The organism is Streptomyces sp. JW3 (genome assembly GCF_052216785.1).
Classification (GTDB): Bacteria; Actinomycetota; Actinomycetes; order Streptomycetales; family Streptomycetaceae; genus Streptomyces.
Genome location: NZ_JBQOUX010000018.1, coordinates 26,197 through 50,052, shown reverse-complemented (window position 1 = coordinate 50,052; position 23,856 = coordinate 26,197). Strand labels below are relative to the sequence as shown.

The 23,856-nt window shown below is 72.8% G+C and carries 20 protein-coding genes and 1 pseudogene; 7 read left to right on the top strand and 14 right to left on the bottom strand.

Annotated elements, in window-relative coordinates; genetic code table 11:
• Positions 1-47: 47 nt before the first annotated feature.
• The 3 genes and pseudogenes from ACTT8P_RS10655 to ACTT8P_RS10645 form a co-directional block, all read right to left on the bottom strand.
• Positions 48-1,337 (bottom strand): annotated as a pseudogene (locus tag ACTT8P_RS10655) (amidohydrolase); the annotation flags it as partial.
• A 303-nt stretch (positions 1,338-1,640) separates the two neighbouring features.
• Entirely contained in the window at positions 1,641-3,524 is a 1,884-nt protein-coding gene (locus ACTT8P_RS10650; protein ID WP_442831320.1) for an FUSC family protein, read from the bottom strand.
• Positions 3,525-3,645: 121 nt separating this feature from the next.
• Positions 3,646-4,512 carry a helix-turn-helix transcriptional regulator gene (locus ACTT8P_RS10645; RefSeq protein WP_442831319.1) on the bottom strand — a complete coding sequence of 289 codons (867 nt, stop codon included), beginning with the start codon at positions 4,510-4,512 and terminating at the stop codon, positions 3,646-3,648.
• A 139-nt stretch (positions 4,513-4,651) separates the two neighbouring features.
• On the opposite strand from ACTT8P_RS10645, the gene ACTT8P_RS10640 reads away from it, so the two are divergent.
• Positions 4,652-5,461, top strand: coding sequence for an SDR family oxidoreductase (locus tag ACTT8P_RS10640; protein WP_442831318.1), 810 nt, complete (start codon positions 4,652-4,654; stop codon positions 5,459-5,461).
• A gap of 1 nt (position 5,462) precedes the next feature.
• Here ACTT8P_RS10640 and ACTT8P_RS10635 read toward each other — a convergent pair whose 3' ends face one another.
• From ACTT8P_RS10635 to ACTT8P_RS10625, 3 genes are all read right to left on the bottom strand, one after another.
• Positions 5,463-6,242 carry a nucleotidyltransferase family protein gene (locus ACTT8P_RS10635; RefSeq protein WP_442831317.1) on the bottom strand — a complete coding sequence of 260 codons (780 nt, stop codon included), beginning with the start codon at positions 6,240-6,242 and terminating at the stop codon, positions 5,463-5,465.
• 116 nt (positions 6,243-6,358) lie between these two features.
• The gene (locus ACTT8P_RS10630) at positions 6,359-7,096 is read right to left on the bottom strand and encodes an aspartate/glutamate racemase family protein (RefSeq protein ID WP_442831316.1); all 738 of its coding nucleotides are present in this window, start codon (positions 7,094-7,096) and stop codon (positions 6,359-6,361) included.
• Between the two features lie 6 nt (positions 7,097-7,102).
• Positions 7,103-8,560, bottom strand: a complete 1,458-nt coding sequence (locus ACTT8P_RS10625; protein WP_442831315.1) for an NCS1 family nucleobase:cation symporter-1 — start codon at positions 8,558-8,560, stop codon at positions 7,103-7,105.
• Between the two features lie 205 nt (positions 8,561-8,765).
• Here ACTT8P_RS10625 and ACTT8P_RS10620 point away from each other — a divergent pair, with 205 nt between their 5' ends.
• Positions 8,766-9,422 (top strand): GntR family transcriptional regulator, encoded by a 657-nt coding sequence (locus tag ACTT8P_RS10620; RefSeq protein ID WP_442831314.1) that lies wholly within the window; start codon positions 8,766-8,768, stop codon positions 9,420-9,422.
• A gap of 37 nt (positions 9,423-9,459) precedes the next feature.
• Here ACTT8P_RS10620 and ACTT8P_RS10615 read toward each other — a convergent pair whose 3' ends face one another.
• Positions 9,460-10,485, bottom strand: coding sequence for an alpha/beta fold hydrolase (locus tag ACTT8P_RS10615; protein ID WP_442831313.1), 1,026 nt, complete (start codon positions 10,483-10,485; stop codon positions 9,460-9,462).
• A 17-nt stretch (positions 10,486-10,502) separates the two neighbouring features.
• Complete coding sequence (locus ACTT8P_RS10610) at positions 10,503-11,321, bottom strand: uracil-DNA glycosylase (RefSeq protein ID WP_442831312.1); 819 nt, start codon at positions 11,319-11,321, stop codon at positions 10,503-10,505.
• Positions 11,322-11,375: 54 nt separating this feature from the next.
• Between ACTT8P_RS10610 and ACTT8P_RS10605 the strand changes: the two genes are divergently transcribed.
• Positions 11,376-11,990, top strand: coding sequence for an RNA-binding S4 domain-containing protein (locus tag ACTT8P_RS10605; RefSeq protein ID WP_442831311.1), 615 nt, complete (start codon positions 11,376-11,378; stop codon positions 11,988-11,990).
• Between the two features lie 298 nt (positions 11,991-12,288).
• Positions 12,289-14,154: a CocE/NonD family hydrolase gene (locus tag ACTT8P_RS10600; protein ID WP_442831310.1), complete on the top strand. Its 1,866-nt coding sequence runs from the start codon at positions 12,289-12,291 to the stop codon at positions 14,152-14,154.
• Positions 14,155-14,212: 58 nt separating this feature from the next.
• Here the strand turns inward: ACTT8P_RS10600 and ACTT8P_RS10595 are convergent, their stop codons facing one another.
• Positions 14,213-14,905, bottom strand: a complete 693-nt coding sequence (locus ACTT8P_RS10595) for a class I SAM-dependent methyltransferase (RefSeq protein ID WP_442831309.1) — start codon at positions 14,903-14,905, stop codon at positions 14,213-14,215.
• A gap of 139 nt (positions 14,906-15,044) precedes the next feature.
• On the opposite strand from ACTT8P_RS10595, the gene ACTT8P_RS10590 reads away from it, so the two are divergent.
• Positions 15,045-15,308 carry a DUF6343 family protein gene (locus ACTT8P_RS10590; protein WP_442831308.1) on the top strand — a complete coding sequence of 88 codons (264 nt, stop codon included), beginning with the start codon at positions 15,045-15,047 and terminating at the stop codon, positions 15,306-15,308.
• A 127-nt stretch (positions 15,309-15,435) separates the two neighbouring features.
• Here the strand turns inward: ACTT8P_RS10590 and ACTT8P_RS10585 are convergent, their stop codons facing one another.
• The 5 genes from ACTT8P_RS10585 to rpsA all read right to left on the bottom strand — a co-directional run bounded on the left by ACTT8P_RS10585 (position 15,436) and on the right by rpsA (position 20,954).
• Positions 15,436-15,816, bottom strand: a complete 381-nt coding sequence (locus tag ACTT8P_RS10585; protein WP_442831307.1) for a tetratricopeptide repeat protein — start codon at positions 15,814-15,816, stop codon at positions 15,436-15,438.
• Positions 15,817-15,865: 49 nt separating this feature from the next.
• Positions 15,866-16,495 (bottom strand): dephospho-CoA kinase, encoded by a 630-nt coding sequence (gene coaE, locus ACTT8P_RS10580; protein WP_442831306.1) that lies wholly within the window; start codon positions 16,493-16,495, stop codon positions 15,866-15,868.
• 49 nt (positions 16,496-16,544) lie between these two features.
• The gene (locus ACTT8P_RS10575) at positions 16,545-17,483 is read right to left on the bottom strand and encodes a PAC2 family protein (RefSeq protein WP_442831305.1); all 939 of its coding nucleotides are present in this window, start codon (positions 17,481-17,483) and stop codon (positions 16,545-16,547) included.
• Positions 17,484-17,580: 97 nt separating this feature from the next.
• The gene (locus ACTT8P_RS10570) at positions 17,581-19,197 is read right to left on the bottom strand and encodes a flavin monoamine oxidase family protein (RefSeq protein ID WP_442831304.1); all 1,617 of its coding nucleotides are present in this window, start codon (positions 19,195-19,197) and stop codon (positions 17,581-17,583) included.
• 251 nt (positions 19,198-19,448) lie between these two features.
• Positions 19,449-20,954: a 30S ribosomal protein S1 gene (rpsA, locus tag ACTT8P_RS10565; protein WP_442831303.1), complete on the bottom strand. Its 1,506-nt coding sequence runs from the start codon at positions 20,952-20,954 to the stop codon at positions 19,449-19,451.
• A gap of 227 nt (positions 20,955-21,181) precedes the next feature.
• Here rpsA and ACTT8P_RS10560 point away from each other — a divergent pair, with 227 nt between their 5' ends.
• Both ACTT8P_RS10560 and ACTT8P_RS10555 read left to right on the top strand, forming a co-directional pair.
• A complete protein-coding gene (locus ACTT8P_RS10560; protein WP_442831302.1) occupies positions 21,182-22,141 on the top strand; it encodes a class I SAM-dependent methyltransferase in 960 nt (319 codons plus the stop codon).
• Between the two features lie 4 nt (positions 22,142-22,145).
• Positions 22,146-23,856 (top strand): helicase-related protein (locus ACTT8P_RS10555; RefSeq protein ID WP_442831301.1); only part of this gene is annotated, 1,711 nt, incomplete at its 3' end.

Here is a 23,856-nt window from a genome sequence, read left to right as displayed (position 1 = left end):
ACCGAAAGGCAGAAGGGAACGGAAAGGATGGGAACGGGCGGAAAGGGTCAGGTGTCGTACGTCTGGACGCGCCTGCCGTGGCCGCGTTCGACCAGCGTGGGCAGCCGCCGTTCCAGTTCCCGTACCACCGACGGGACGTCGAGGGTGAGCAGTTGGCGGTCCCGCATCAGCACCCGTCCGTCGACGACGGTCGTGCGCACGTCGGAGGAACGGGCGCTGTGCACAAGGGTGGCGGCCAGGTCGTGCACGGGCTGGGTGTGCGGTCCGGTGAAGTCGACCAGGACGAGGTCGGCCCGCCGGCCCGGCGCGATCCGGCCGGCCGTCTCCCCCAGGCCGACCGCGCGGGCGCTCTGGACCGTGGCGTGGTGCAGCGCCTGACGCGCGGTCAGCCAGCGCGGGTCGCCCTCGGTCTGCTTCTGGACCAGGGAGGTGAGCGCCATCGACTCCCACACGTCGAGGGAGTTGTTGGAGGCGGCACCGTCCGTGGCCAGTCCCACGTCCACGCCGATGGAACGCAGGGCATGGATCGGAGTGGTGGTGGGCCAGCCGAACTTGAGGTAGCCGCGCGGCGCGGTCGCCACCGCCGTACGGCCGCCCGCCCGAGCCAGCACCGGCAGGTCGCGGTCGAGGATGCCGGTGCCGTGCGCGATCAGCACGTCGGTGTCGAGGACGCCGGTGCGGTCCAGGATCTCGACGGGGGTGGCGCCGTGCCGGGCGAGGCTGCTCTCGGTCTGGTCGCGGTTCTCGGCGGCGTGCAGATGGACGGGCAGGCCGTGGGCGCGGGCGAGTTCGGCGGTGGCGGCCAGGTCGGCGTCGGTGACGGTGTAGGGGGCGTGCGGGGCGAGGGCGGTGGTGATCCGGCCGTCCGCGCCACCCCGACGGCGCAGCGCGAAATCGAGGGACTTCTCGCGCCCCTCGCGCCCCTGCGAGGAGAAGTACGCCTGTCCGAGCAGCGCCCGCATCCCGCACTCGGCGACGACGTCGGCGACCGTGTCCATGGCGAAGTAGTGGTCCGCGAAACAGGTCACGCCGGCCCGGATCATCTCGGCGCAGGCGAGCCGGGCGCCCAGTTCGACATCCCGCGCGGTGAGGTTGGACTCCACCGGCCAGACGACGTCGTTGAACCATTCCTCGGTGGGCAGGTCCTCGGCCAGGCCGCGCAGGGCGACCATGGGTGCGTGCGTATGGCAGTTGATCAGTCCGGGCAGCGCCACCTGGCCGCGCGCGTCGATGCGTTCGGCGGCGGGCAGGGCGGCAGCCGCCTCGGCGGTGGTCACGGACGCGATGACACCGCCGCGCACGACGATGCCGGCGTCCGGCGTGAACGAGAGGCGCTCCGCGGCTTCTCCGGCTTCTCCGGCTTCTCCGCCTTCTCCGGCTTCTCCGCCTTCTCCGGCTTCTCCGCCTTCTCCGGCTTCTCCGCCTTCTCCGGCTTCTCCGCCTTCTCCGGCTTCTCCGCTTTCCCTGGCCTCCCAGGCTTCCCCGGCTTCCCTAACTTCCCCGGTTCTCCCGGCTTCCTCGTGGACGAGGACGGTGCATCCGGTGATGACGAGATCGGCGGGCTGCCCGGGGGGCGACTGCGGCTGCGCGGGATGCGTCATGGGGCCAACGTACGGCGCCCGCGCGGCATCCCGGGCGGGTCAGCCGGCGAGTGGGAGTTCCGGCAGGCGCACGCCGGCGCGAGTGCGCCGCTCGGTGAGTTCGTCACGCAGCTCAGCGAGCCGTTCGAGGTGGCGCGGGGTGAGCCGGCCGGTGTCGTCGAGGTGCACGGCGCACGCGGTGGTGGTGTCGGCGAGCCGTTCCAGGGTGGCGGCGACCTCGTCGGCGCCCTCGGAGTGCCGGGCCAGGGCGGGCAGCTCGGCGGCGGCCAGCGCGATGGCCGCGCGGGCCTCGGCAAGCGTGCGGTACGCCTCCCGGCGCAGCGCCCAGCGCCGGGCCCGGTCGTCGGACTGGCTCAGTACGTGGGCGAGATAGGCGTGCCCGGCGTCCCCGGCGGCGGTGAGCCGGGCGCGGACCCCGGCGCCGCCCCGCCCCGGCATCGGCAGATGCCCGACGACCAGCACGATCGCGCAGGCCAGCAGGGTCTCGCCGATGCGCCCGGCGGACGCCTGCGGCTCGCCGCCGACCATGACCAGGGCCAGCACGAGGACGGTGACCACAGCGGTCTGCGCGGCGAAGTGCCGGGTGGCCACCGGGATCAGCGCACCGGCGACGGCGACCAGCGCGACGAGCCCCTCCGGCCGGGGCAGTACGGCGGCGAGGGCGGTGAAGACCAGGGCGCCGAGGACCGTCCCGGCGGCCCGGCACAGCACCCGGGAGGCCAGCGGCCCGAGATCCGGCTTGACCAGGAAGACGGCGGTGGCGGGCAGCCAGTACCAGTGCTGGTGCGGCCCGTACCACTGGGCGTGGTGCAGTGCCTGCGCGACGGCCGCGCCGGCCCCGAAGCAGAGGCCGACCCGCAGCCCGTACTCCCGTCCGCCCGCGCCGAGGACCGTGCGCAGCACGGAACCGGGCGACCGCCGGCGGGTGGGCAGGTCGCCGCCGCGGCCCCGGTCGAAGGCGACGGCGGCGTGCAGCAGGGCGTCGTCGAGGGCGCGCAGGCCGGGTGCGGAGCGCGCGGGGGCGGGCAGTGGCCCGGTGTGCGCGCCGGCGCGGACGGCTGCCGCGAGCCGCCGGGGCCCTTCACTGGCGCGGCGGGGAAGAGGCTCGCCGGCCCAGGCCAGCGCGGTCGCGGCCTCGGCGAGCGGCAGCGCGGCGGCGTACTGCGCGTGCAGCCGGCGCTCGGCCGAGGAGGAGGCGTAACGGCGCAGCCGGGGGCCCGCGAACGCGTCCTGCGCCTGGTCCAGCGCGGCGGTGAGCGCGGCCCGGCGGGCGACGGCGTGCTCGGTGCCGGTCGCGTCGAGCAGCGCGGCGACGGCGTCGTAGACCCCGGCGACGGCCGCGCGTTCCCCGTCGAACCGGAAGTCGAGGCGGAAGTCCGCGCGGAAGTCGCCGGTCAGCGGGCCGGGCGTGGGCAGGGCCAGCCGCAGGGCGAGCAGCCACCCGGCTCCGGCGAGGAAGGCCAGCACGCGCTGCCAGCCGGGATCGGGCAGCGGCATCCCAGCGCCGATCGCGGCGGCCACCAGCACCTGGGTGGCCGCCCCGGACGCCACCGGTCCGACGGCGCTGAGGCTCCCGGCGAACAGTCCGAGCACGGTCAGTACGAGGGTCAGCACGACGGCGCCGAGGTGCGCCCCGGCGTACGTACCGGCGCCCAGTCCGGCCGCGCCCGCGAGCGCGGGGAAGCCGATCCGCCGGACGGAGACCCGTCGGCTGCCCGGCCGGTCGTTGATCCCGGCCAGCATGGCGGCGATCGCGGCGACGACTCCCAGGGAGATCCGCCCGGCCGCGTCGGCGGCGATCAGCAGCGGCCCGGCGGCGAGCGCCCCGCGCACGACCGCGCTCCAGGGCACCGGTCCGCGCTGGGCGCGCAGGGCGTGCGCCAGCCAGGGCGGAAGGGCGAGGGCGGGGGTGCGGCGGGACACGGCACGGCCTCCAGTCGTCTCGTCGAGGGCGGGTGAGCCTTCGGGCGACGGTGGCCGGGCTTGTCACTTACGGTTCCCCACCGTACGGCGTGCATGTACGCGAAAGCGAACGGCGCCGTTTCTACGAGGTGACGGCTTCCGGGCCCTCGGTGCCTTCCTCGGTCGCTTCCTCTGTCGCTTCCTCTGTCTTCCCCTCTGTCTCTTCCTCTGTGTAGACGACGAGTGTGAACTCCGGCCGTTCGGCCAGGTGGAACGCCGTGTAGACGTACTCGGCCACCGCTCCCCCGGGACGCCGCATCCGTTTCCGTCCGCCGTGCTGGACCTGTACGTCGTACCGCTGCCACCAGGCGCGCACGTGTGCGCTGCCCTCTTTCAGCTCGTCGATCAGCCTGGTGTACCGGGGGTCGCCCGGGTGCCGTCCGGCCAGGGTCCGCAGCCGGGCGAGCAAGCCGCGCGCCTCCGTCTCCCAGTCGACGAGGAAGTCCCGGGCGGCCGGGTCGAGGAAGGTCCAGCGGGCGAAGTTCGCCGGCCGGTCCGCCGGCTCGGCGAGGTTCGGGAACAGGCGCCCGGCCGCCGCGTTGTGGCTGAGCACGTCGTAGGTGCCGTTGATGATGTACGCCGGCCGCGGCTGGAGCAGCAGCGGGACGGCGGCCACCTCGGCGGCGAGCGGCTCGGGCGGCTCGGCCTCGGGCCCGGGGGTGTGTCCGGCCAGCCGGAAGAGGTGGTCGCGTTCGTGGCGGTCGAGCCGCAGCGCCGTGGCGAGGGCGTCGAGCACCTGGTCGGAGGCCCGGATGTCCCGGCCCTGCTCCAGGTACGTGTACCAGGTGGCGCTGATCCCGGCGAGCAACGCGAGTTCCTCCCGGCGCAGTCCGGGCGTCCGGCGACGGCCGGTGGGCGGCATCCCCACCTGGTCGGGGGTGATCCGCTCCCTGCGGCTGCGCAGGAAGGCGGCCAGCTCACGGCGTTGGTCCGGCGGCTGCTGCGGCATGTCGTGGCACCTCTGGTTCCAGAATAAAGCGGCTCTGTATACCAGGCTGAAGCTACCGCAGACTGAAGTCACCCCGTCGGACCCGCCCAATGGGCGTTCCGACGAACGACCCGGCGAACGATCTGAGGAGCACCACACCATGTCCCACACGGACCAGCCCCGTACCGAGACCGGCGAGACCGGCGAGACCGGCGAGACGGGAGAGACGGGCGAGACGGGAGGGATCCGCGACAAGGTCATCGTCGTCACCGGCGCCAGCAGCGGCATCGGCCGGGCCACCGCGCTGGCCCTCGCGGAGCGCGGCGCGACGGTCGTCCTCGGCGCCCGGCGCGGAGACCGGGTCGAGCGGCTCGCCGCCGAGATCCGCGAGGGCGGCGGCCGCGCCCTCGGCGTACCGGCCGACGTACGGCGGCGCGAGGACCTCGTCCGTCTCGTCGGCACGGCGGTCGACGAGTTCGGGCGGCTCGACGTCCTGGTCAACAACGCGGGCATCGGGCCGATCTCCCCGCTGGCGGATCTGCGCGTCGACGAATGGGACGACATGATCGACGTGAATCTGCGGGGCGTGCTGTACGGCATCGCCGCCGCGCTGCCGGTCTTCCGCCGCCAGGCGGCCGGGCACCTGATCACGGTGGCGTCGACGGCCGCGTACCGCACCGTCCCGGGCCAGGCGGTCTACGCCGCGACCAAGGCGGCCGTGTGCACGGTGTGCGAAGGGCTGCGGCAGGAGGTCGGTGACCTGCGTGTCACCGTCGTCTCCCCGGGTTTCGTGCACACCGACTTCGTCAACGCGGTGGCCGACCCGGCCGCCCGCGCCGCGCTCCTGGAACGCCGGGACGCGATCGCCCTGGACCCGGTGGCGATCGCGGACGCCATCGCCTACGCCGTCGCCCAGCCGGACCGGGTCGACCTCAACGAGATCGTCGTACGGCCCACCGCGCAGCGTTGATTCAGCGGCGCGCGGCGGCGTCCACGGCGCTCGCCAGCAGCGTTCTCGCCTCCCCCACCGCCCCGGCGAGGGCCCGCGGCCCCGGGGCCGGCCCGGTCAGCAGCGTGTCGATCGCGCCCAGCCCGGCCCGCTCCACCAGCCCCTTCTCGTTGGTGACCCACTCTCCCCGCCCCGCCAGCACCGCGTGCGCCGTCTGGAGCGTGGCGAGGGCGATCGCGCCCGCGACCTGGGTGACGGCACCCTTGGGGGCGTGCCCGGCCTCGGCGTAGTCGAGGGTGGCGCCGGCCAGGCCCCACCAGTGCTCGGGGGCGGTCCGGCGCAGTGGCTCCGGGTAGGCGGGGCGGGGCAGGTGGCCGCGCAGGGTCCGGTTGACCGCCAGCTCCGCGACGATCAGGTACGTCGGAATACCGGCCAGGTGGAACATCAGCGGCTCGACCCGGAAGCGGCCCGCCGCCGCCTCCCCCAGCTCGTGCTCGACCGCGTCCAGGTCCCGGTAGTGCACGTCGACCCGCCGGCCGTCGATCGTCAGCCACGCCCCGCCGTTGAAGACGCCGCCGCCCCAGGCGCCGATCTCGCTGACCTCACCCGCCCAGCCGACGGCGCGCAGGTCGGCCGGGTCGAAGGCGCCGCGGTAGTAGACCGCCAGGTCCCAGTCGCTGTCGGGGTGGTGGGTGCGCTGGGCGCGGGAGCCGCCGAGGGCGACCGCGCGGACGGCGGGCAGCGCGGCGAGGCGGTCGGCGGTGGCGCCCAGGAAGTCCTGGTCGTCGGTCCGGGCCGGCATACGGGTCCTTCCAGTCGGGGCGGGGCGGACAGTACGCCCCGCGGGGCAAGGGCAGGGGCCGCACCCGTACCGGAAGCGTAGGAGGTTCCCCCCGCGCGGGAAGTAGGGGGACTCGGTCAGGGACCCGGCCGGCCCCACCGGCCCCACTCCCGCCGCTTCGGCAGCGGCGCCGCGTAGCCGCCCGCCCGGCTCGTGGTCAGCCCGAGGGCGACCAGCGACTCCGCCAGCCGCACCGCCGCCGCCACGCCGTCCACGACCGGCAGCCCCAGTTCCCGCCCCACCGCTTCCACCGACCGCCGCAGCCCCGTCATGCCGGCGCAGCCGAGGACCAGCACCTCCGCGCCCGCCGCCCGGACCCGTTCGGCGGCGGTCAGCAGCGCGGCCCGGGTGCGCTCGCCGTTGTCGAGGTCGAGGACGCCGAGGCCGGTGCCGACGACGGCGGCGCAGTTGCGGGCCACGCCCGCCGTCTCCAGGCTGTCCTCGATCTGCCCGCGGGTCCGCTCCAGGGTGGTGACGACGCCGTAGCGCCGACCCAGCAGACAGGCGAGGTGTGCCGCGGCCTCGGTGATGTCGACGACCGGTACGCCGACCAGTTCCCGCACGCCCTCCCGCCCGTGCTCCCCGAACCCGGCCAGGACGACCGCGTCGTACGGCGGTCCGTCGTAGGTCCGCAGGGTGTCGATGACCGCGGCGGCGGAGAGGTAGCTGTCGAGCCAGCCCTCCGCCGATTCGGGTCCCCACCCGGGGGTCAGCCCGGTCACGAGGGTGCCCGGGCTCGCGGCGGCCCGGGCACCCTGGACGATCTCCTCGGTCATCGTCTGCGTCGTGTTGCAGTTGGTGACGACGATCCGCACCGGAACTCAGCCCTCCGCCCCGGCCGTCCGCTCGCTCCGGCACAGGAGTCCGTAGAGCCCGGCGGCCATCGCCGTACCGATGAACCAGGAGTACGGCGCCACATCGCCGAAGGTCTTCACCAGCGCCAGCACGGCCGCCACCGCCGCCGACGGCAGGAACGCCCACAGCGCCTTGGGGTTGACGCCCTTGCGGTAGTGGTACGGGGAGCCCGGTTCGGCGCGGAAGAGCTGGTCGACGTCGACCTGGCCGCGCTTGACCCAGTAGTAGTCGACCATGATCACGCCGAACAGCGGACCGAGGAAGGCGCCGAGGCCGCCGAGGAAGTAGTTGACGACGGTCGGGTTGGAGAAGAGGTTCCAGGGGGTGACGACCAGGGCCGCCACCGTGCTGATCATGCCGCCGATCCGGAAGGTGATCTTCTGCGGCCAGACGTTGGCCAGGTCGTACGCCGGGGAGACGAAGTTGGCGACGATGTTGACGCCCATGGTGGCGATGGCGAAGGTCAGCGCGCCCAGCACCAGGACCCAGGTGTTGCCGATCTCCGCGACCAGATAGGCGGGGTCGGTGATCTCCTTGCCGAAGACCTCGTAGGCGCCCGCGGTGACGACGACGGAGAGGATGACGAAGGCCGTGGAGTTGACGGGGAGGCCCCAGAAGTTGCCGCGCCGGACCGTGCGGTAGTCGGGGGCGAAGCGGGAGAAGTCGCAGAAGTTGAGCATCAGCGTGCCGTAGGTGGCGAGGATCAGGCCGATCGCGCCGAACCACTGGCGCCATTGCTCGCCGGTCGACACCGGGTGCGGGGTGCTGGTCAGGGAGATGCTCCAGCCGGCCTTGGCGAAGATCCAGAGGGCCAGCGCGATCATCACCAGCCAGATCGCGGGGCCGCAGAAGTCCTGGAACTTGCGGACCGACTCCATCCCCCGGCTGATGATCAGCGCCTGGACCAGCCACAGCGCGACGAAGGAGAGCCAGCCGAGCGCGTCGAGGCCGAGGAAGGAGGAGTGCGTCCAGGACTCCAGCCCGGGCCAGGCGGCCAGCAGCATCACGTTGACGGCGACGGAGGCCAGGTAGGTCTGGATGCCGTACCACATGATGGCGATGACGGCCCTGATCAGCGCCGGGACGTTGGCGCCCCAGACACCGAAGGCGATGCGGCTGACGACGGGGAACGGCACACCGGTGCGCTGGCCGATGCGGCCCATCATGTTCATCCCGGCGTAGATGATCACGAAGCCGACGAGCAGGGAGGTGAAGACCTGCCAGACGTTCATGCCGAGGAAGAGCAGTCCGGCGGCGAAGGTGTAGTTGCCGAGGTTGTGGACGTCGGACATCCACAGGGCGAAGAGGTCGAAGACCTTCCAGGTGCGCTTGCCCGCGGGCGCGAGGTCTTCGTTGGTGAGCCGGGGGTCGGGGACGGACGCTGCGGTGGTGCCGGTGGCCGCTGCACGGTCGGCGAGGGACACGGGGCCTCCAGGGGCGATTCGGGGTGGGGCCGGCGGGGAGTCCGTTGGTTTTGAAGTTCGTTGGTTTTGAAGTTCGTCAGTTTTGAAGCCCGTTGATTTTTGGTATACCAAACTGTCGTCATGGTCCTCCCGTCAACCCTTCGGACCGATGTCACGCCCGTTAACGCTCCGTAAAACACCGCCGGAGTCGGCGAAGATGGGACGCATGGGGAAGATCGAACCGCTCGGCGCGGTGCGCGAGCGCGTCCTTGCGGGGCTGCGGCAGGACATCATCGCGGGCCGGCTGCGGCCCGGCGACCGGCTGGTGGAACGGGAGCTGGCCGAGCGTTTCGGGGTGTCCCGGGTACCGGTCCGGGAGGCGATCCGGGCCCTGGTCACCGAGGGTTTCGTGCTGTTCGAGACCCCGCGCCGGACTGTCGTGCGGCGACTGACACCGGACGACGTGCGGGAACTCTTCGAGCTGCGCGAGGCGTTGGAGGTGTACGCGGCCGGGCTGGCGGCGACCCGGGCGACCCCCGCGGCGCTGGCGGAGCTGGCCGAACTGCTGCGGGCGGCGGCGCGGGCCACCGGGGCCGGGGACGCCGAGGCGATCACCGACGTCAACACCCGGTTCCACGACGGCATCCTGGCGCTGGCGGGCAACGGCCTGCTGGTCTCGGTCATGGAACCGGTCGACGGCCGGCTGCGCTGGCTGACCCGGCAGAACGAGGAGTGGCCGCAACTCCTCACCGAGCACCGGGAGCTGTACGAGGCGATCGCCTCCGGCGACCCGGAGCGGGCCCGCGCGCAGGCGCTGCGGCACGTACGGGCCAACTACCGCTCCACGGTGCGGCATCTGTTCGGGGCGGCGGACGCCGGCTGACGGCGGGCGACGCCGACTGACGCGCCGCCCGTCGGCGTCACCCGCGCGCGTACCGGTCCGTCGCCGCCACCAGCAGTTCCGCCATGCCCGGCGCCCCCGCGTTGTGGCCCACCTCGTCCACCATCCGCAACTCGCTCCCCGGCCAGGCGTGGTGCAGCCGCCAGACGATGCCGAGCAGGTTGCCGGGGTCGAGGGCGCCCTGGACCAGGGTGCCGGGGAGGCCGGCCAGCAGGTGCGCGTCGCGCAGGACCACGCCCTCGTCGTTGTCCTTGCTTTCCGTGCCGGGGGAGCCTTGTGTGCCGGGCGGGCCGTCCGCGCGGGGCGGGCCAGGCGTGCCCAGGAAGTGGTCGTTGCCCCAGTAATGCGTGACCGTGCGCGCGAAGCCCATCCGGAAGGCCGGGTCCTCGTACCGCGGTACCGAGCGCGGCGGGACGGACGCGACCGCCGTCTCCCAGTCGGTCCAGGCGCGGGCCGCCCGCTCCCGCAGCGCCCGGTCGGGGGACTCCAGCAGCCGGTTGTAGGTGGCGGCCAGGTTGCCGTCCCGCTCGTCCTCGGGGACCAGGGCGAGGAACTCCTCGAAGGCCGCCGGGAACAGCTTGCCGAGCCCACGGGTCATCAGCGTGACCTCGGGGTTCGAGCCGGTCGCCACCGCCGTCAGGACCAGTTCCGACACCGCGCCGGGGTGCGTCTGCGCGTACCGCAGCCCGAGCACCGAGCCCCAGGACACGCCCCACACCAGCCACCGTTCGATGCCCAGGTGCCGACGCAGCAGTTCCAGGTCGGCGAGCTGGTGCGCGGTCGTGTTGACGCTCATGTCGGTGTCGTAGGCGCTCGCGTGCGGTGTCGAACGCCCGCAGCCGCGCTGGTCGAACAGCACGATCCGGTACGCGGCCGGGTCGAAGTAGCGCCGCAGGGCCGGGCTCTTGGCCGATCCGGGGCCGCCGTGCAGCACCACGGCCGGCTTGCCCTCGGGGTTCCCGCAGGTCTCCCAGTGGACGCGGTTGCCGTCACCGACGTCGAGCAGGCCGTGGTCGTACGGCTCGATCTCCGGATACAGGGCCATCCGGGCACGCTAACCGGCTACGCCGGTCCTGTCGCCCCGTTTTCGGCGGGCAGACCGGCCGTCCGGGCCGCCGTGGCGAGGACTTCGCGAAGCATCTCGGGGGTGAGCCGGCCGGTGAAGGTGTTGCGCTGGCTGACGTGGAAGCAGCCGAAGAGATCCAGGCCGCCGTCTGTCAGGGCCCCGCTGTCCCCGCCGGCGGCCTGTGCCCCGCTGTCCCCAGCCTCGGTCTCGGTCTCGGTCTCGGTCTCGGTCTCGGTCTCGGCGGCGAGGGTGATCCGGGCGCCGTGGGCGAACGCCGGGCGCGGCCGGGGCACCGTCCAGCCCGCGGCGGCGAACGCGGGCAGCGCGGCCTGCCAGCCGAAGGCGCCGAGCACGATCACGGCCCGCAGGGTCGGCCGCAGCAGCCGTAGTTCCTGGACCAGCCAGGGGCGGCACGTGTCGCGCTCCGCCGGGGTGGGCTTGTTGGCGGGCGGGGCGCAGTGCACGGGTGAGGTGACGCGCACGCCGAGCAGTTCCAGCCCGTCGTCGGCGGAGACGGCCGTGGGCTGCGAGGCGAGGCCCACGTCGTACAGCGCCCGGTACAGCACGTCACCAGAGCGGTCGCCGGTGAACATCCGTCCGGTGCGGTTCCCGCCGTGGGCCGCCGGGGCCAGTCCGACGATCAGCAGCCGGGCGTCCGCCGGTCCGAAGCCGGGGACCGGGCGGCCCCAGTACGTCCAGTCGGCGAAGGCCGCCCGCTTGGTACGGGCCACCTCCTCGCGCCAGTCGACCAGCCGCGGACAGGCCCGGCATCCCGCGATCCGCTGGTCGAGTCCGGTGAGGGCGCTGCTGTCCATGCCTCCACCGTAGGGCCAGGACAGCACCGGGTGCCGGACGGCTAAGGTCGGGTCATGGCTTCCGAGCGTGACGAGGACAGGAACGGCGCGGGGACTCATGCGCGGCATCCCGCCGAGGCGACGGCCGACGACCAGACCGGCGGGACACCCACGACGGAGGCCGCCGCCGGGTCCGGGACCGACCCCACTGTCGAGCCCAAGGTTGCCGATCCCAAGGTTGTCGACCCCAAGGTCGCCGCCGCTGTGGCCGCCGCCGAGGCGGCCGGACCGCAGCACGGTGGGACCGTCCGGGTCGACAGCTGGATCTGGGCCGTCCGGCTGGTCAAGACCCGCTCCGTCGGGGCGACCGCCTGCCGGGGCGGCCACGTCCGCGTGAACGGCGAGCGCGTGAAGCCCGCCTACTCCCTGCGCGTCGGCGACGAGGTCCGCCTGCGCCACGAGGGCCGGGAGCGTGTCGTCGTCGTGAAGCGCCTGATCCGCAAGCGGGTCGGCGCCCCGGTGGCCGTCCAGTGCTACGTCGACAACTCCCCGCCGCCCCCGCCGCGCGAGGCCGTCGCCCCCGTGGCCATCCGCGACCGGGGCACGGGCCGGCCGACCAAGCGCGACCGCCGCGAACTGGAACGCCTGCGCGCCCTGAACAGCCTCAAGGACCGCCCCGGCGGCCACTGACCCGGAGCCCTGCCCTCCGATCACCCCCGACCGCCCCTCCTCACCGGCCGCCCCACGGCCGGTGCCCAGGCACGCTCGCACCCGGACACCCGGACACCAGCCCGGACATTCCGACACATCCCCGACACCCCGTCGACGACGCCCCATCGACGGCGGACCGGAATCGCTGCTAGACCTGCTCATCGCACCACCAGAACCACCCGCACCGCCGACACCACCCGCACCTTTCACCCAACTTGGCATGTTCGCACCAATTGCGTCATCTCCGTCCATGACTCCATGACCCCAGGAGGAGCATGTGAGAGCACGTCGCGCGGCCGTCCGGGCCGCCTCGGCGCTCATCGCCGCCTTCGCGCTGACCGGCGCACTCGCCGGTCCCGTCGCCGCGGCCCCCGATGTCACCGCGGCACCGGTCGCCACCGCGACCGACCCGGTCACGCACGAGGAGAACGACCGTGTCCCCGAGGGCTCGGTCTGGACCCAGCACTACTTCCCGTCCGCGGACGACTCCGGCACCGAACTGCACGCCGACGTCCTGCTGCCCGAGTCTCTGCCCAAGAAGAAGAAGGTGCCGGTCATCCTGTCGATCGGCCCCTACTTCGCGCACGCGGGGCAGACCGGCCCGGAGGGCTTCACCCACACCGGCCCCTCCGCCCGGTTCCAGGACTTCATCGAGGGCGCCGACCTGTTCGACAACGGCTACGCCTTCGTCATGGTCGACCTGCGCGGCTTCGGCGGCTCCACCGGCTGCCTGGACTGGGGCGGGCCCGGCGAGCAGGCCGACGTCGAGGCCGCCGTCGCCTGGGCCGCGAGGCAGCCCTGGTCCACCGGCGCGGTCGGCATGTACGGCAAGTCGTACGACGCCGTGACCGGTCTGATCGGCAACAACCTGGACCAGCGCGCGCTGAAGGCCGTGGTGGCCCAGGAGCCCGTCTGGGACATGTACCAGTACATCTACTCCAACGGCGTGCCCCGGCCGAACGTGACCGGCACCGCCGACGCCTACAACTCCATCGCCACGATGGCGCCGATGACGGACGACGACGCCTCCTACCAGGCCAACGCCCGCTATGAGGACACCCATCCGGAGTGCCTGACCGAGAACTCCGCCGGGTACCGAATATCCGACCAGTGGGACCTGCACTGGACCTCCCGTGATCTGGCGGCGATGGCCAAGGGCAGCGACACCCCGCTCTTCGTCACCCAGGGCTTCATCGAGAACAACACCAAGCCCGAGGAGATGGAGGAGTACCTCGACAACCACCAGGGCGTCGAACGCGGCTGGCTCGGCCAGTGGGACCACGTCCGCGGCGGCGACCGCGTCAGCGACGGCCGCCTCGCGATGGGCCGCGAGGGCTGGTACGCGGAGACGCTCTCCTTCTACGACCAGTACCTCAAGGGCGGCAAACCGACGGTCCGTTACCCGTCTTACGCCGTCGAGGACTCCACCGGAGCCTGGCGCGCCCAGCGCACCTGGCCGGTCGTCGAACGGTCCGTCGACCTCTCGCTCGGCGGCGGCTCCTACGTGGACGACGGCGGTGCCTCGGCCCGCGCGGCGCTGACCGCCTCGGGCGGCACCCCGGCGCCCAAGCAGTCCCAGCCGTCGGGCAAGTGGGATCTGGAGAACGCGCCCGCGACCGAGCAGACCGCGCCGAGGGGACTGGCCGAGGCCCAGGCCGAGACCCAGCGGTCCGGTGACATCACCTCCAGTTTCTTCGTGTGGTCGAAGCCCGTGCAGCGCGACGTACGCGTCACGGGCACTCCGCAGATCTCGCTGACCGCCCGGGGCGAGGGCAACATCATGCTCAAGCTCTACGACGTCGCCCCGGACGGCAGCGCCGTCATGTTCGACGAGCAGGTCTCGCTGGTGGAGTCGGGCCGGCTGACCGTCGATCTGAAGTCGACCGACTGGACGCTGACCGCCGGGCACGTCCTGGCCGTCGAGATCGGCTCCATCCAGACCGGCTCGTGGCGTGACACGCCCTCCGGCGAGACCATCAAGGTCAAGAACGCGCGGCTGGAACTGGCCCTGGACGACCCGTCCGACGACGTCGCCACCCAGGGTGACCGGTCACCGTTCCTGGACACCTATCTGAGCCAGTACACGGTGTCCCTGCCGGCCGGCCCGCCGTCGTTCTCGGTGGTCCCGGGCGGTCGCCTCTGACACTCGCCCCCGGCCGTGCCCGCGGCCCTGGCCCGTGGACCGCAGCCAGGTCTTCGGTTCAGGCCGCGGGCACGGCCCGCACCCATATCCGGTCCTCGGTCAGATACCGGTCCACGCTCAGCCCCGCCTCCGCCAGCGCCGCCTCGAACTCCTCCCGTGTCATCGGCCGCGCCCGGAAGGTCTGTGTCCAGACCGCGTCCGGGAACTCGTACTCGGCGCGTACCTCGTGGACTCCGTCGCCGATCGGTTCCGACGAGGCGATGCGCACGGTGAAGCCGCCGGGGTCGGCCCGCTCCCTGGGCACCCGGGTGTGGTAGTCCTCGCCCTCCCGCTGGATCAGGACGCAGCCGTCCTTCGCCACATGCCGGGCGCAGGCCCGCAGCAGCCCCCGCCGCACCTCCGCGTCGGCGGTGTGCACGAGGAACGAGGCGAGCAGCACCACGTCGAACGTCTCGCCCAGGTCGAGGTCCTCGATGGGGCCGCATATCGTGCGGGCGCCCCGGACCCGCTCGAGCATCTCGGCGGACTCGTCGACGGCCGTCACCGTGAACCCGCGCTCCCGCAGCGGGTGGGTCAGCCGCCCGACGCCGCTGCCCAGCTCCAGGACACGGGCGCCCGCCGGCGCGGCGGACGCGACGATGTCCGGCTCGGCTCCGGCCGGCAGCCGGGCGTAGAGCTCGACCGCACAGCCGTCCGGGGTGATGGCCCCGGGTCCCGTCCCCTTGTGCCCCGCTCGCATTCTCAGCTCCATGCCCGTCCAACGGACCGCTCCCGCACGCCGTTCCAACCCCGGACCGGCTCACCCGAACGAGTGAACACAGGCCGTGCGAGGTCCGCCTGGTCAACGGTTCCGGTGCCGAGTACGTTGCCAGTGGGAGCGGGTGATCGAGATGCGTACAGGCAGTGAACCGGCGACCGCGCGCAGTGCCCTGCGGACACGCTTCTGGCTGAGCGTGTGGGGCGAGGTCTGGACGGTCTTCGGCACGGTGGCGTTCGTGCTGGTCGGCCGGCCCGGCTGGGCCGCGGCCTGCGCGGCGCTGTGGCTGGTGGTCACGGTCGACCTGGCCGTGGTGCTGCGGCACATCCGCCAGGGCCCGCACTGGCAGCCCGGCCGGGACATCCCGCCGTACCGGCCGCTGGACGGACGCCGGTAGACAGCGGTACTGACGCCGGTAGACAGCGGCACTTGCGGCACTTGCGGTACTGGACGGACGCCGCCAAGTCGCCGGGGCCTCGTTACCCGCCCACGGGACGTGCCCGCCCGGACACGGCCCGCCGCCCTCAGCCGTCGAAGTCCGCCCGCCGCAGGTACTGCGGATTGGGATCCAGCGCGGCGGCCAGCCGGAAGTGGCGTCGGGCCTGGTCGGGGCGGTTCTGGCGTTCGTAGGTGCGGGCCAGCGCGAAGTGCGCGAAGGCGTTGTCCGGCTCTCGTTCCAGCACGATGGTGAACTCCAGCTCGGCGGGTCTGAGCTGCGCCGCGGCGAAGAAGGCGCGTGCGCGCAGCAGCCGGGCGGCGGTGTTCTCCGGGTGCGCGGCGATCACACTGTCCAGCAGCTTCACCGCGCCCCGCGGGTCCCGGGCCGCGAGCAGCTGCTCGGCGGCACGGAAGTCGATCACGTCCGTCTCCGGTGTGCGTCCGGTCGGTCCGCTGGTCTCGGGCACGGCAGAGTCCTTCCCTCACTGGGGCGGTTCAACGCCCGTGCGGGTGCCGCTATTCCTGGGGCGGCCGGGGTTCCTGGGAGGACGTACGCGCCCGCGCCGCCAGCTCGGCCCACACGTCCTCGACCCGGCGCCGGAGGTCGTCCAGCGGTACGTCGTTGTCGATGACGATGTCCGCGACGGCCCGGCGCTGTGCACGGGTGGCCTGGGCGGCCATCCGGGCGCGGGCGTCCGGTTCGGTCATACCGCGCAGCCGGACCAGCCGGTCCAGCTGGGTGGCGGGGTCGGCGTCGACGACGATCACGAGGTCGTAGAGGGGCGCGAGGCCGTTCTCAGTGAGGAGCGGCACGTCGTGCACGACGACGGCGTCCCGTGCCGCGGCCCGCTCCAGTTCCTCGGACCGGGCGCGCACCAGGGGGTGCACGATCGAGTTCAGTACGCCGAGCCGGTCCCGATCGGCGAAGACGATCGAGCCGAGCTTCGGCCGGTCCAGCCCGCCGTCCGCGGTCAGGACGTCCGCGCCGAAGGCGTCGACCACCGCGGCGAGCCCCTCGGTCCCGGGCTCGACCACCTCGCGTGCGATGCGGTCCGAGTCGATCAGTACGGCGCCGCACTCCACGAGCAGCCGGGACACTTCGCTCTTGCCGGCGCCGATCCCGCCGGTCAGGCCCACCTTCAGCATGACCGCAAGCCTAGGACGTTGCCCCAGTGGACTTCCCCAGGGGGCTTTCTCAGCCGTCCCCCTCGCGCTCCGCCAGGAACCGTTCGAACTCGCGGCCGATCTCGTCCGCGGAGGGGATCTCCACCGGCTCGGCGAGCATGTTGCCCCGGGTCTCGGCGCCCGCGGCGGCGTCGTACTGGTGCTCCAGGCCCTGGACGAGTGCGGTGAGCTCCTCGTCGCCCTCCTGGATCTGCCGGTCGATCTCGGTCTGGGTGCGGTGCGCCTGGGTGCGCAGCGAGTGCGCGATGCCGGGCAGCACCAGGCCGGTGGCGGCCGTGATGGACTCCAGGACGGTCAGCGCGGCGTCCGGGTAGGCGGAGCGGGCGATGTAGTGGGGGACGTGCGCGGCGACGCCCAGGACGTCGTGTCCGGCCTCCATGAGCCGGTGTTCGACGAGTGCCTCGGCGCTGCCGGGGACCTGCGCCTCCTCGAACGGGCTGCGGTGGCCGGGGACCAGGTCGGAGCGGTTGCCGTGCGGGGTGATGCCGACCGGGCGGGTGTGCGGGACGCCCATCGGGATGCCGTGGAAGCTGACGGCCAGGCGGACGCCGAGCCGCTTCACGATCTGTCCGACGGCCGCGGCGAAGCGCTCCCACTCGACATCGGGCTCCGGACCGGACAGCAGCAGGAAGGGCGCTCCGGTGGCGTCCTGGACCAGACGCACCTCCAGGGCGGGCACCTCGTAGTCGGTGTAGCGGTCGCGCTTGAACGTCAGCAGCGGCCGGCGGGCCCGGTAGTCCACGAGCCGGTCGTGGTCGAACCGGGCGACGACCTGGTGGGGCAGCGAGTCGAGCACCTGCTCGACGATCTGGTCGCCGGTCTCCCCGGCGTCGATGTAGCCGTCGAAGTGGTAGAGCATGACAAGACCGGCCGACTCCTGGGCGAGCGCCATGTCGACCACGGCCAGGCCCTTCGGCTCCCATGTGTACAAACCCTGTGGATCAAGCACTGTGGCGGTCCTCCCTTGTCTTCCCCCAGGTCGAACGTCCGCGGGGGTCCGGGCATTCCCGCCCGGACCCCGAGGGACGCAGAACCTCACCGGGTTCTCAGGAAGCGAGCACGCGCGCGTGCAGCTCCGTCACCACCTTGCGGGCGGACGCGATCGCGCCGTGCTGCCAGGCGTCGAGGTAGCTGAGGTAGTCACCGGCGAAGTAGACATGTCCCTGAGCCTGGTTGAGAGGTGCGTAGGCGGGGGCGTCGGGACCGCCGGGCATGGAGTGCCAGGCGCCTTCGAGGTACGGGGTGAGCTTCCACTGGTGGGAGAAGGCGGCGGCCAGTTCGGTCCGGTACTTCTCGCCGTGGATCTTGACTCCTTGGGCCACGGCGCGCGCCTGGCGTTCGGCGGGGGTGAGCGCCGAGTACGTCTCGGAGGCGGTGCCGGTGTTGTAGTAGCCGATGAGCAGGCCGCGTTCGCCGAGGTGGCCGTAGGACGGGTACCAGATGTGGGCGAGGTCGAGGTCGGTCTCGGTGATGCCGCCGAATATCTTGAAGTCGGTCTCCCACCAGCGGCTCCGGTACTCCAGGCCGATCTTCGACGCCTGGGAGGGGCGCACGGCCTCCAGGGCGGTCTGCACGGCGGAGCCGAGGTTGTGGGAGGTCTTGGCCAGGATGTGCGGGGCGAGGGTGGCGACGCAGTAGTCGGCCACCATGGTGCGGGTCCGGCCGTTCTGCCGGTAGGTCACGACGACGCCGTCGCTGGTGTTGCGGACGTCGGTGACGGGGGCGCCGGTGCGGATCCTGTCGTGGCCGATGGCGCGGGCGAACGCCTTGGGTATCGCGTCCATGCCGCCGACCGGCTGGAACATCAGCATCGCCTGGTCGTAGCCGAACTCGAAGGAGAAGTACCGGCCGACGTTGGAGGCGAAGACGTCGCTCAGGGAGGGCACGCCGCCGAGTTCCTCGCCGGGGGTGCCGGTGGCGCCCGGGTCGACGGTGAAGCCCCGGTGCTCGGTGCCGGTGTACTTGTAGTCGGCGCCGAGGGAGCCGTAGCTCTTCAGGAAGGTCCGCAGCCTCTCCTTGTCGTCGGCGGTGAGGGCGGCGTCCAGGGCGCCGGAGTCGGTGGCCTTGGCTAGCAGTTCGGAGACGTAGCCGTAGACGTCGGCCTTGGCGGTGCGGTACTGGACCGGGGCCGTCATGCCGCTGTTCTCGTTGTAGATGAGCGCGCTGGCGTTGCTGTTGGTGAACACCTCGACGTCGACGCCCAGTTCGCGGCAGTAGTCGAGGGTGACCATCCACTGGGCGAGCCGGCCGGGGCCGCAGTTCATGTACTGGCCGTCGCTGAACTTCGCCGTCTGGCGGTGTCCGGCGAGGTCGACGGTGGTGTCGCCGCCGCGGACGGTGAAGTTGCGGCCGCCCACGCGGTCGCGGGCCTCCAGGACGGTGCAGTCGTAGCCGGCCTTGCCGAGTTCGTAGGCGGTGGTGAGGCCGGCGATGCCGCCGCCGATGACGGCCACCTTGGCGGGCTTGCCGTGCCGGCCCTGGAGGTGGAAGTCGCCGCTGCGGGGCGCCCGGAAGGGCGGCTCCTTCTCGGCCGCGTAGGCGGCGGTGGGGGCGAGGCCGAGGGCCCCCATGGTGGCGAACATGGCGCCGGCGCCGCCCGTGACGCCGACGCTGCGCAGAAAGCCGCGGCGGCTGGTTCCCGTTCCCGCTTGAGGTTCTGCCATGCGGCGGATCCCCTTTCCCTTGGGTCCCGTCAGATGTCCCTGGGGATCACCGCCGTACCCGACGGCGGCGATCTTGGAGTCGGGAGGGATCCTCACAGCGCCGTGTTACACGCCGACACACTTCGTCATCTCGCACAGATTTCCGATTGTTACGGCTGTCAGGGCAGGGGCCGGAGACGCGGAAGACCCCGCCCCCTCGAAGAGGGAACGGGGTCTTCCGTACAGCTACTGCCGGTGTACCGGGGTGAGCGTCAGCTCTGGCCGCCGGCCAGCTTCTCGCGCAGCGCGGCCAGCGCCTCGTCCGACGCCAGGGCGCCGGAGTTGTCGCCGCCCTCGGACGAGTACGAGCCGCCGCCACCGCCGGAGGCGACCGGAGCCGCACCCGCGACGTCGGTGCCCTCGGCAGCGGCCTTCTCGTCCGCCTCGCGGGACTTGATGACCTGCGCCTGGTGCTGCTCGAAGCGCTGCTGCGCCTCGGCGTACTGGGTCTCCCACGCCTCGCGCTGGGTCTCGTAGCCCTCGAGCCAGTCGTTGGTCTCGGGGTCGAAGCCCTCGGGGTAGATGTAGTTGCCCTGGTCGTCGTAGGACGCGGCCATGCCGTACAGGGTCGGGTCGAACTCGACCGTCGACGGGTCGGCGCCGAAGGCCTCGTTGGCCTGCTTCAGCGAGAGGCTGATGCGACGGCGCTCGAGGTCGATGTCGATGACCTTGACGAAGATCTCGTCGTTGACCTGGACGACCTGCTCCGGGATCTCCACGTGGCGCTCGGCCAGCTCGGAGATGTGGACCAGACCCTCGATGCCCTCGTCCACACGGACGAACGCACCGAACGGAACCAGCTTCGTGACCTTGCCGGGCACGACCTGGCCGATCTGGTGGGTGCGGGCGAACTGCTGCCACGGGTCTTCCTGGGTCGCCTTCAGCGACAGGGAGACGCGCTCGCGGTCCATGTCCACGTCGAGGACCTCGACGGTGACTTCCTGGCCGACCTCGACAACCTCGGAGGGGTGGTCGATGTGCTTCCAGGACAGCTCGGACACGTGGACCAGACCGTCGACGCCACCCAGGTCCACGAAGGCACCGAAGTTGACGATCGAGGAGACGACGCCGGACCGCACCTGGCCCTTCTGGAGGGTGGTGAGGAAGGTCTGGCGGACCTCGGACTGGGTCTGCTCCAGCCAGGCACGGCGGGACAGGACCACGTTGTTGCGGTTCTTGTCCAGCTCGATGATCTTGGCCTCGAGCTCCTTGCCCACGTAGGGCTGGAGGTCACGGACGCGGCGCATCTCGACCAGGGAGGCCGGGAGGAAGCCACGGAGGCCGATGTCGAGGATGAGACCACCCTTGACGACCTCGATGACGGTACCGGTGACGATCCCGTCCTCTTCCTTGATCTTCTCGATGGTGCCCCAGGCACGCTCGTACTGGGCGCGCTTCTTCGAGAGGATCAGGCGGCCTTCCTTGTCCTCCTTCTGGAGAACAAGGGCCTCGATCTCGTCACCCACGGCGACGACCTCATTGGGGTCGACGTCGTGCTTGATCGAGAGCTCGCGGCTCGGGATAACGCCTTCGGTCTTGTAACCGATGTCGAGCAGGACCTCGTCCCGGTCGACCTTCACGATGACGCCGTCGACGATGTCGCCGTCGTTGAAGTACTTGATCGTCTCGTCGATCGCGGCGAGGAAGGCTTCCTCGTTACCGATGTCGTTGACCGCTACCTGCGGGGTGGTGGCGGTGGTCTCGGTGCTGCTCGTCATGTGGGAAAGGGCTCCGGTACGGACATTGAAGTCGTAGGTACTGCTACGCCGGAGCCCGTTTCGCCCTGTAGAAGCCGGACAGCCAAGGAAGCGCCCCACCGGATGACCGGTGATGCGCCTCGACAACCGAGGGGACATACATACAGATGCGAGCGCAGCCTGCTACGTCTGAGGTGCGCAAGCCCGCAGCGCAACTTGTAGCATACGGGGGCAGCCGGGCAGGGTCAATGCGCGAAGCCGCACACCCGGGGCGGATCGCCGCATACCCGGCACAAATCGTGTCTCCCGAGGCCACGCGGGCCCTGCGGCGCCCCCTTGTGACACCCGTGGGACACGGTCGTACGGAGGAGCCGCAGATTAGTACGAGGGAGCCCGTCATCCAAGAGCCCGAAGGTCCCGAACCGGAGGCCACCCGGCGTGCGGCAGGCGTCACCGAGAGCGCCCGCGCCAACCGTGGCTGGTGGGACCGCAACGCGGACGAGTACCAGGTCGAGCACGGCACCTTCCTCGGCGACGACCGCTTCGTGTGGTGTCCCGAAGGACTCGACGAGGTGGAGGCCGAGCTGCTCGGCCCGCCGGAGGAGCTGAAGGGCCGGGACGTCCTGGAGATCGGCGCCGGCGCGGCCCAGTGCTCGCGCTGGCTGGCCGCCCAGGGGGCCCGCCCGGTCGCCCTGGACCTCTCGCACCGCCAGCTCCAGCACGCCCTGCGGATCGGCAGTCCGTTCCCCCTGGTGTGCGCCGACGCGGGCGCGCTGCCGTTCGCCGACGCCTCCTTCGACCTGGCCTGCTCGGCGTACGGGGCGCTGCCCTTCGTGGCCGATCCGCGGCTGGTGCTGTCGGAGGTGCGGCGGGTGCTGCGCCCCGGCGGGCGGTTCGTGTTCTCCGTGACGCATCCGATCCGCTGGGCCTTCCCGGACGAGCCGGGCCCGGAGGGGCTGAGCGTCGCGTCGTCCTACTTCGACCGCACGCCCTACGTCGAGCAGGACGACGACGGCCGCGCGGTGTACGTCGAGCACCACCGCACGCTCGGCGACCGGGTCCGCGACGTGGTCGCCGCGGGCCTGACCCTGGTCGACCTGGTGGAACCGGAGTGGCCCGCCTGGAACACCTCCGAGTGGGGCGGCTGGTCCCCGCTGCGCGGGAACCTGATCCCGGGGACGGCGATCTTCGTGTGCGTACGAGACTGAGTGCGTGATCCGTTACGACGCCCTGGACGCCCTTCCCGTACGCGCCGCCCTGCCCGGTCTGGACGACGCCCTGGCGGCGCACGGCACCGCCGTGCTGGTCGCCCGGCCCGGCACCGGCAAGACCACGCTGGTGCCGCTGGTGCTGGCCGGGCTGGTCGGCGGGGGTGTCCCCGCGCGGGTGACCGTGGCGGAGCCGCGGCGGATCGCCGCCCGCGCGGCGGCCCGGCGGATGGCCTGGCTGCTGGGCGAGAAGCCCGGCGAGAGCGTCGGGTTCACCGTGCGCGGGGAGCGGGTCGTGGGGCGGCACACGCGCGTGGAGGTCGTCACGACGGGCGTACTGCTCCAGCGGCTCCAGCGCGACCAGGAGCTGACCGGCGTGGACGTGGTGATCCTCGACGAGTGTCATGAGCGGCATCTGGACGCGGACACGGCGGCGGCGTTCCTGTGGGACGTGCGCGAGACGCTCCGCCCCGAGCTGCGGCTGGTGGCCGCGTCGGCGACGACGGACGCGGCGGGCTGGGCGGCGCTGCTGGGCGGGGCGCCGGTCGTCGAGGCGGCGGGTGCCTCGTACCCGGTGGAGACGGTGTGGGCGCCGCCGGCCCGGCCGGTCCGGCCGCCGCACGGGATGCGGGTCGATCCCGCGCTGCTGACGCACGTGGCGTCGGTGGTGCGGCGGGCGCTGGCCGAGCGGGACGGGGACGTGCTGTGCTTCCTGCCGGGCGTGGGCGAGATCGCGCGGGTCGCGGGGCAGCTCGGCGGGCTGGACGGCGTGGACGTCCTCCAGGTGCACGGGCGAGCGCCGGCCGCCGTGCAGGACGCGGTACTGGCGCCCGGGCAGCGGCGCCGGGTGGTGCTGGCGACGTCGGTCGCGGAGTCGTCGCTGACGGTCCCCGGGGTGCGGGTGGTCGTCGACTCGGGGCTGGCCCGGGAGCCGCGGGTGGACCACGCGCGCGGGCTGAGCGCGCTGGCCACGGTACGGGCCTCGCAGGCCGCCGCGCGGCAGCGGGCGGGGCGGGCCGGGCGGGAGGCGATGGGTGCGGTCTACCGGTGCTGGACGGAGGCGGAGCACGGCCGTCTGCCGCGGTTCCCGGCGCCGGAGATCAAGGTGGCCGACCTGACGGCGTTCGCTCTCCAGGCGGCGTGCTGGGGCGATCCGGACGCGTCCGGCCTGGCGCTCCTGGACCCGCCGCCGGGCGGGGCGATGGCGGCGGCGCGGTCGGTCCTGACCGCCGTGGGCGCGGTCGACGCCACCGGCCACGCCACCGCGCGGGGCACCCGGCTGTCCCGACTGGGGGTGCATCCGCGGCTGGGGCGGGCGCTGCTGGACGCGGCGGGTTCCGGTGGGCCGGCCGGGGCCCCGGACGCCGTGGTGGAGGCCGTCGCACTACTCAGTGAGGAGGCGCCCCGGGAGTACGGAGACGACCTGGCCGCCGCCGTGCGGGCCGCCCGGCGCCGGGGTGACGCCTACGGCACCCGGTGGCGGGCGGAGGCGCGGCGGTTGCGGGACGGGGCCCGGGAGGTGGCGCCCGGCCGGGCGGCGGGCGGAGCCGACGAGGGACGGCGGCGGAGCACGGCCGGGGCCGGGGCCGGGAACAGCGGGCCCGAGGACGCTCCCGGGTCCGGCCGGCCGGACAACGGCGCCGACCAGAGACGATCACAGACCCCGGCCCGAAACAGCACGCCCGAAGACGCTCCCAGATCCGGCCGGCCGGACA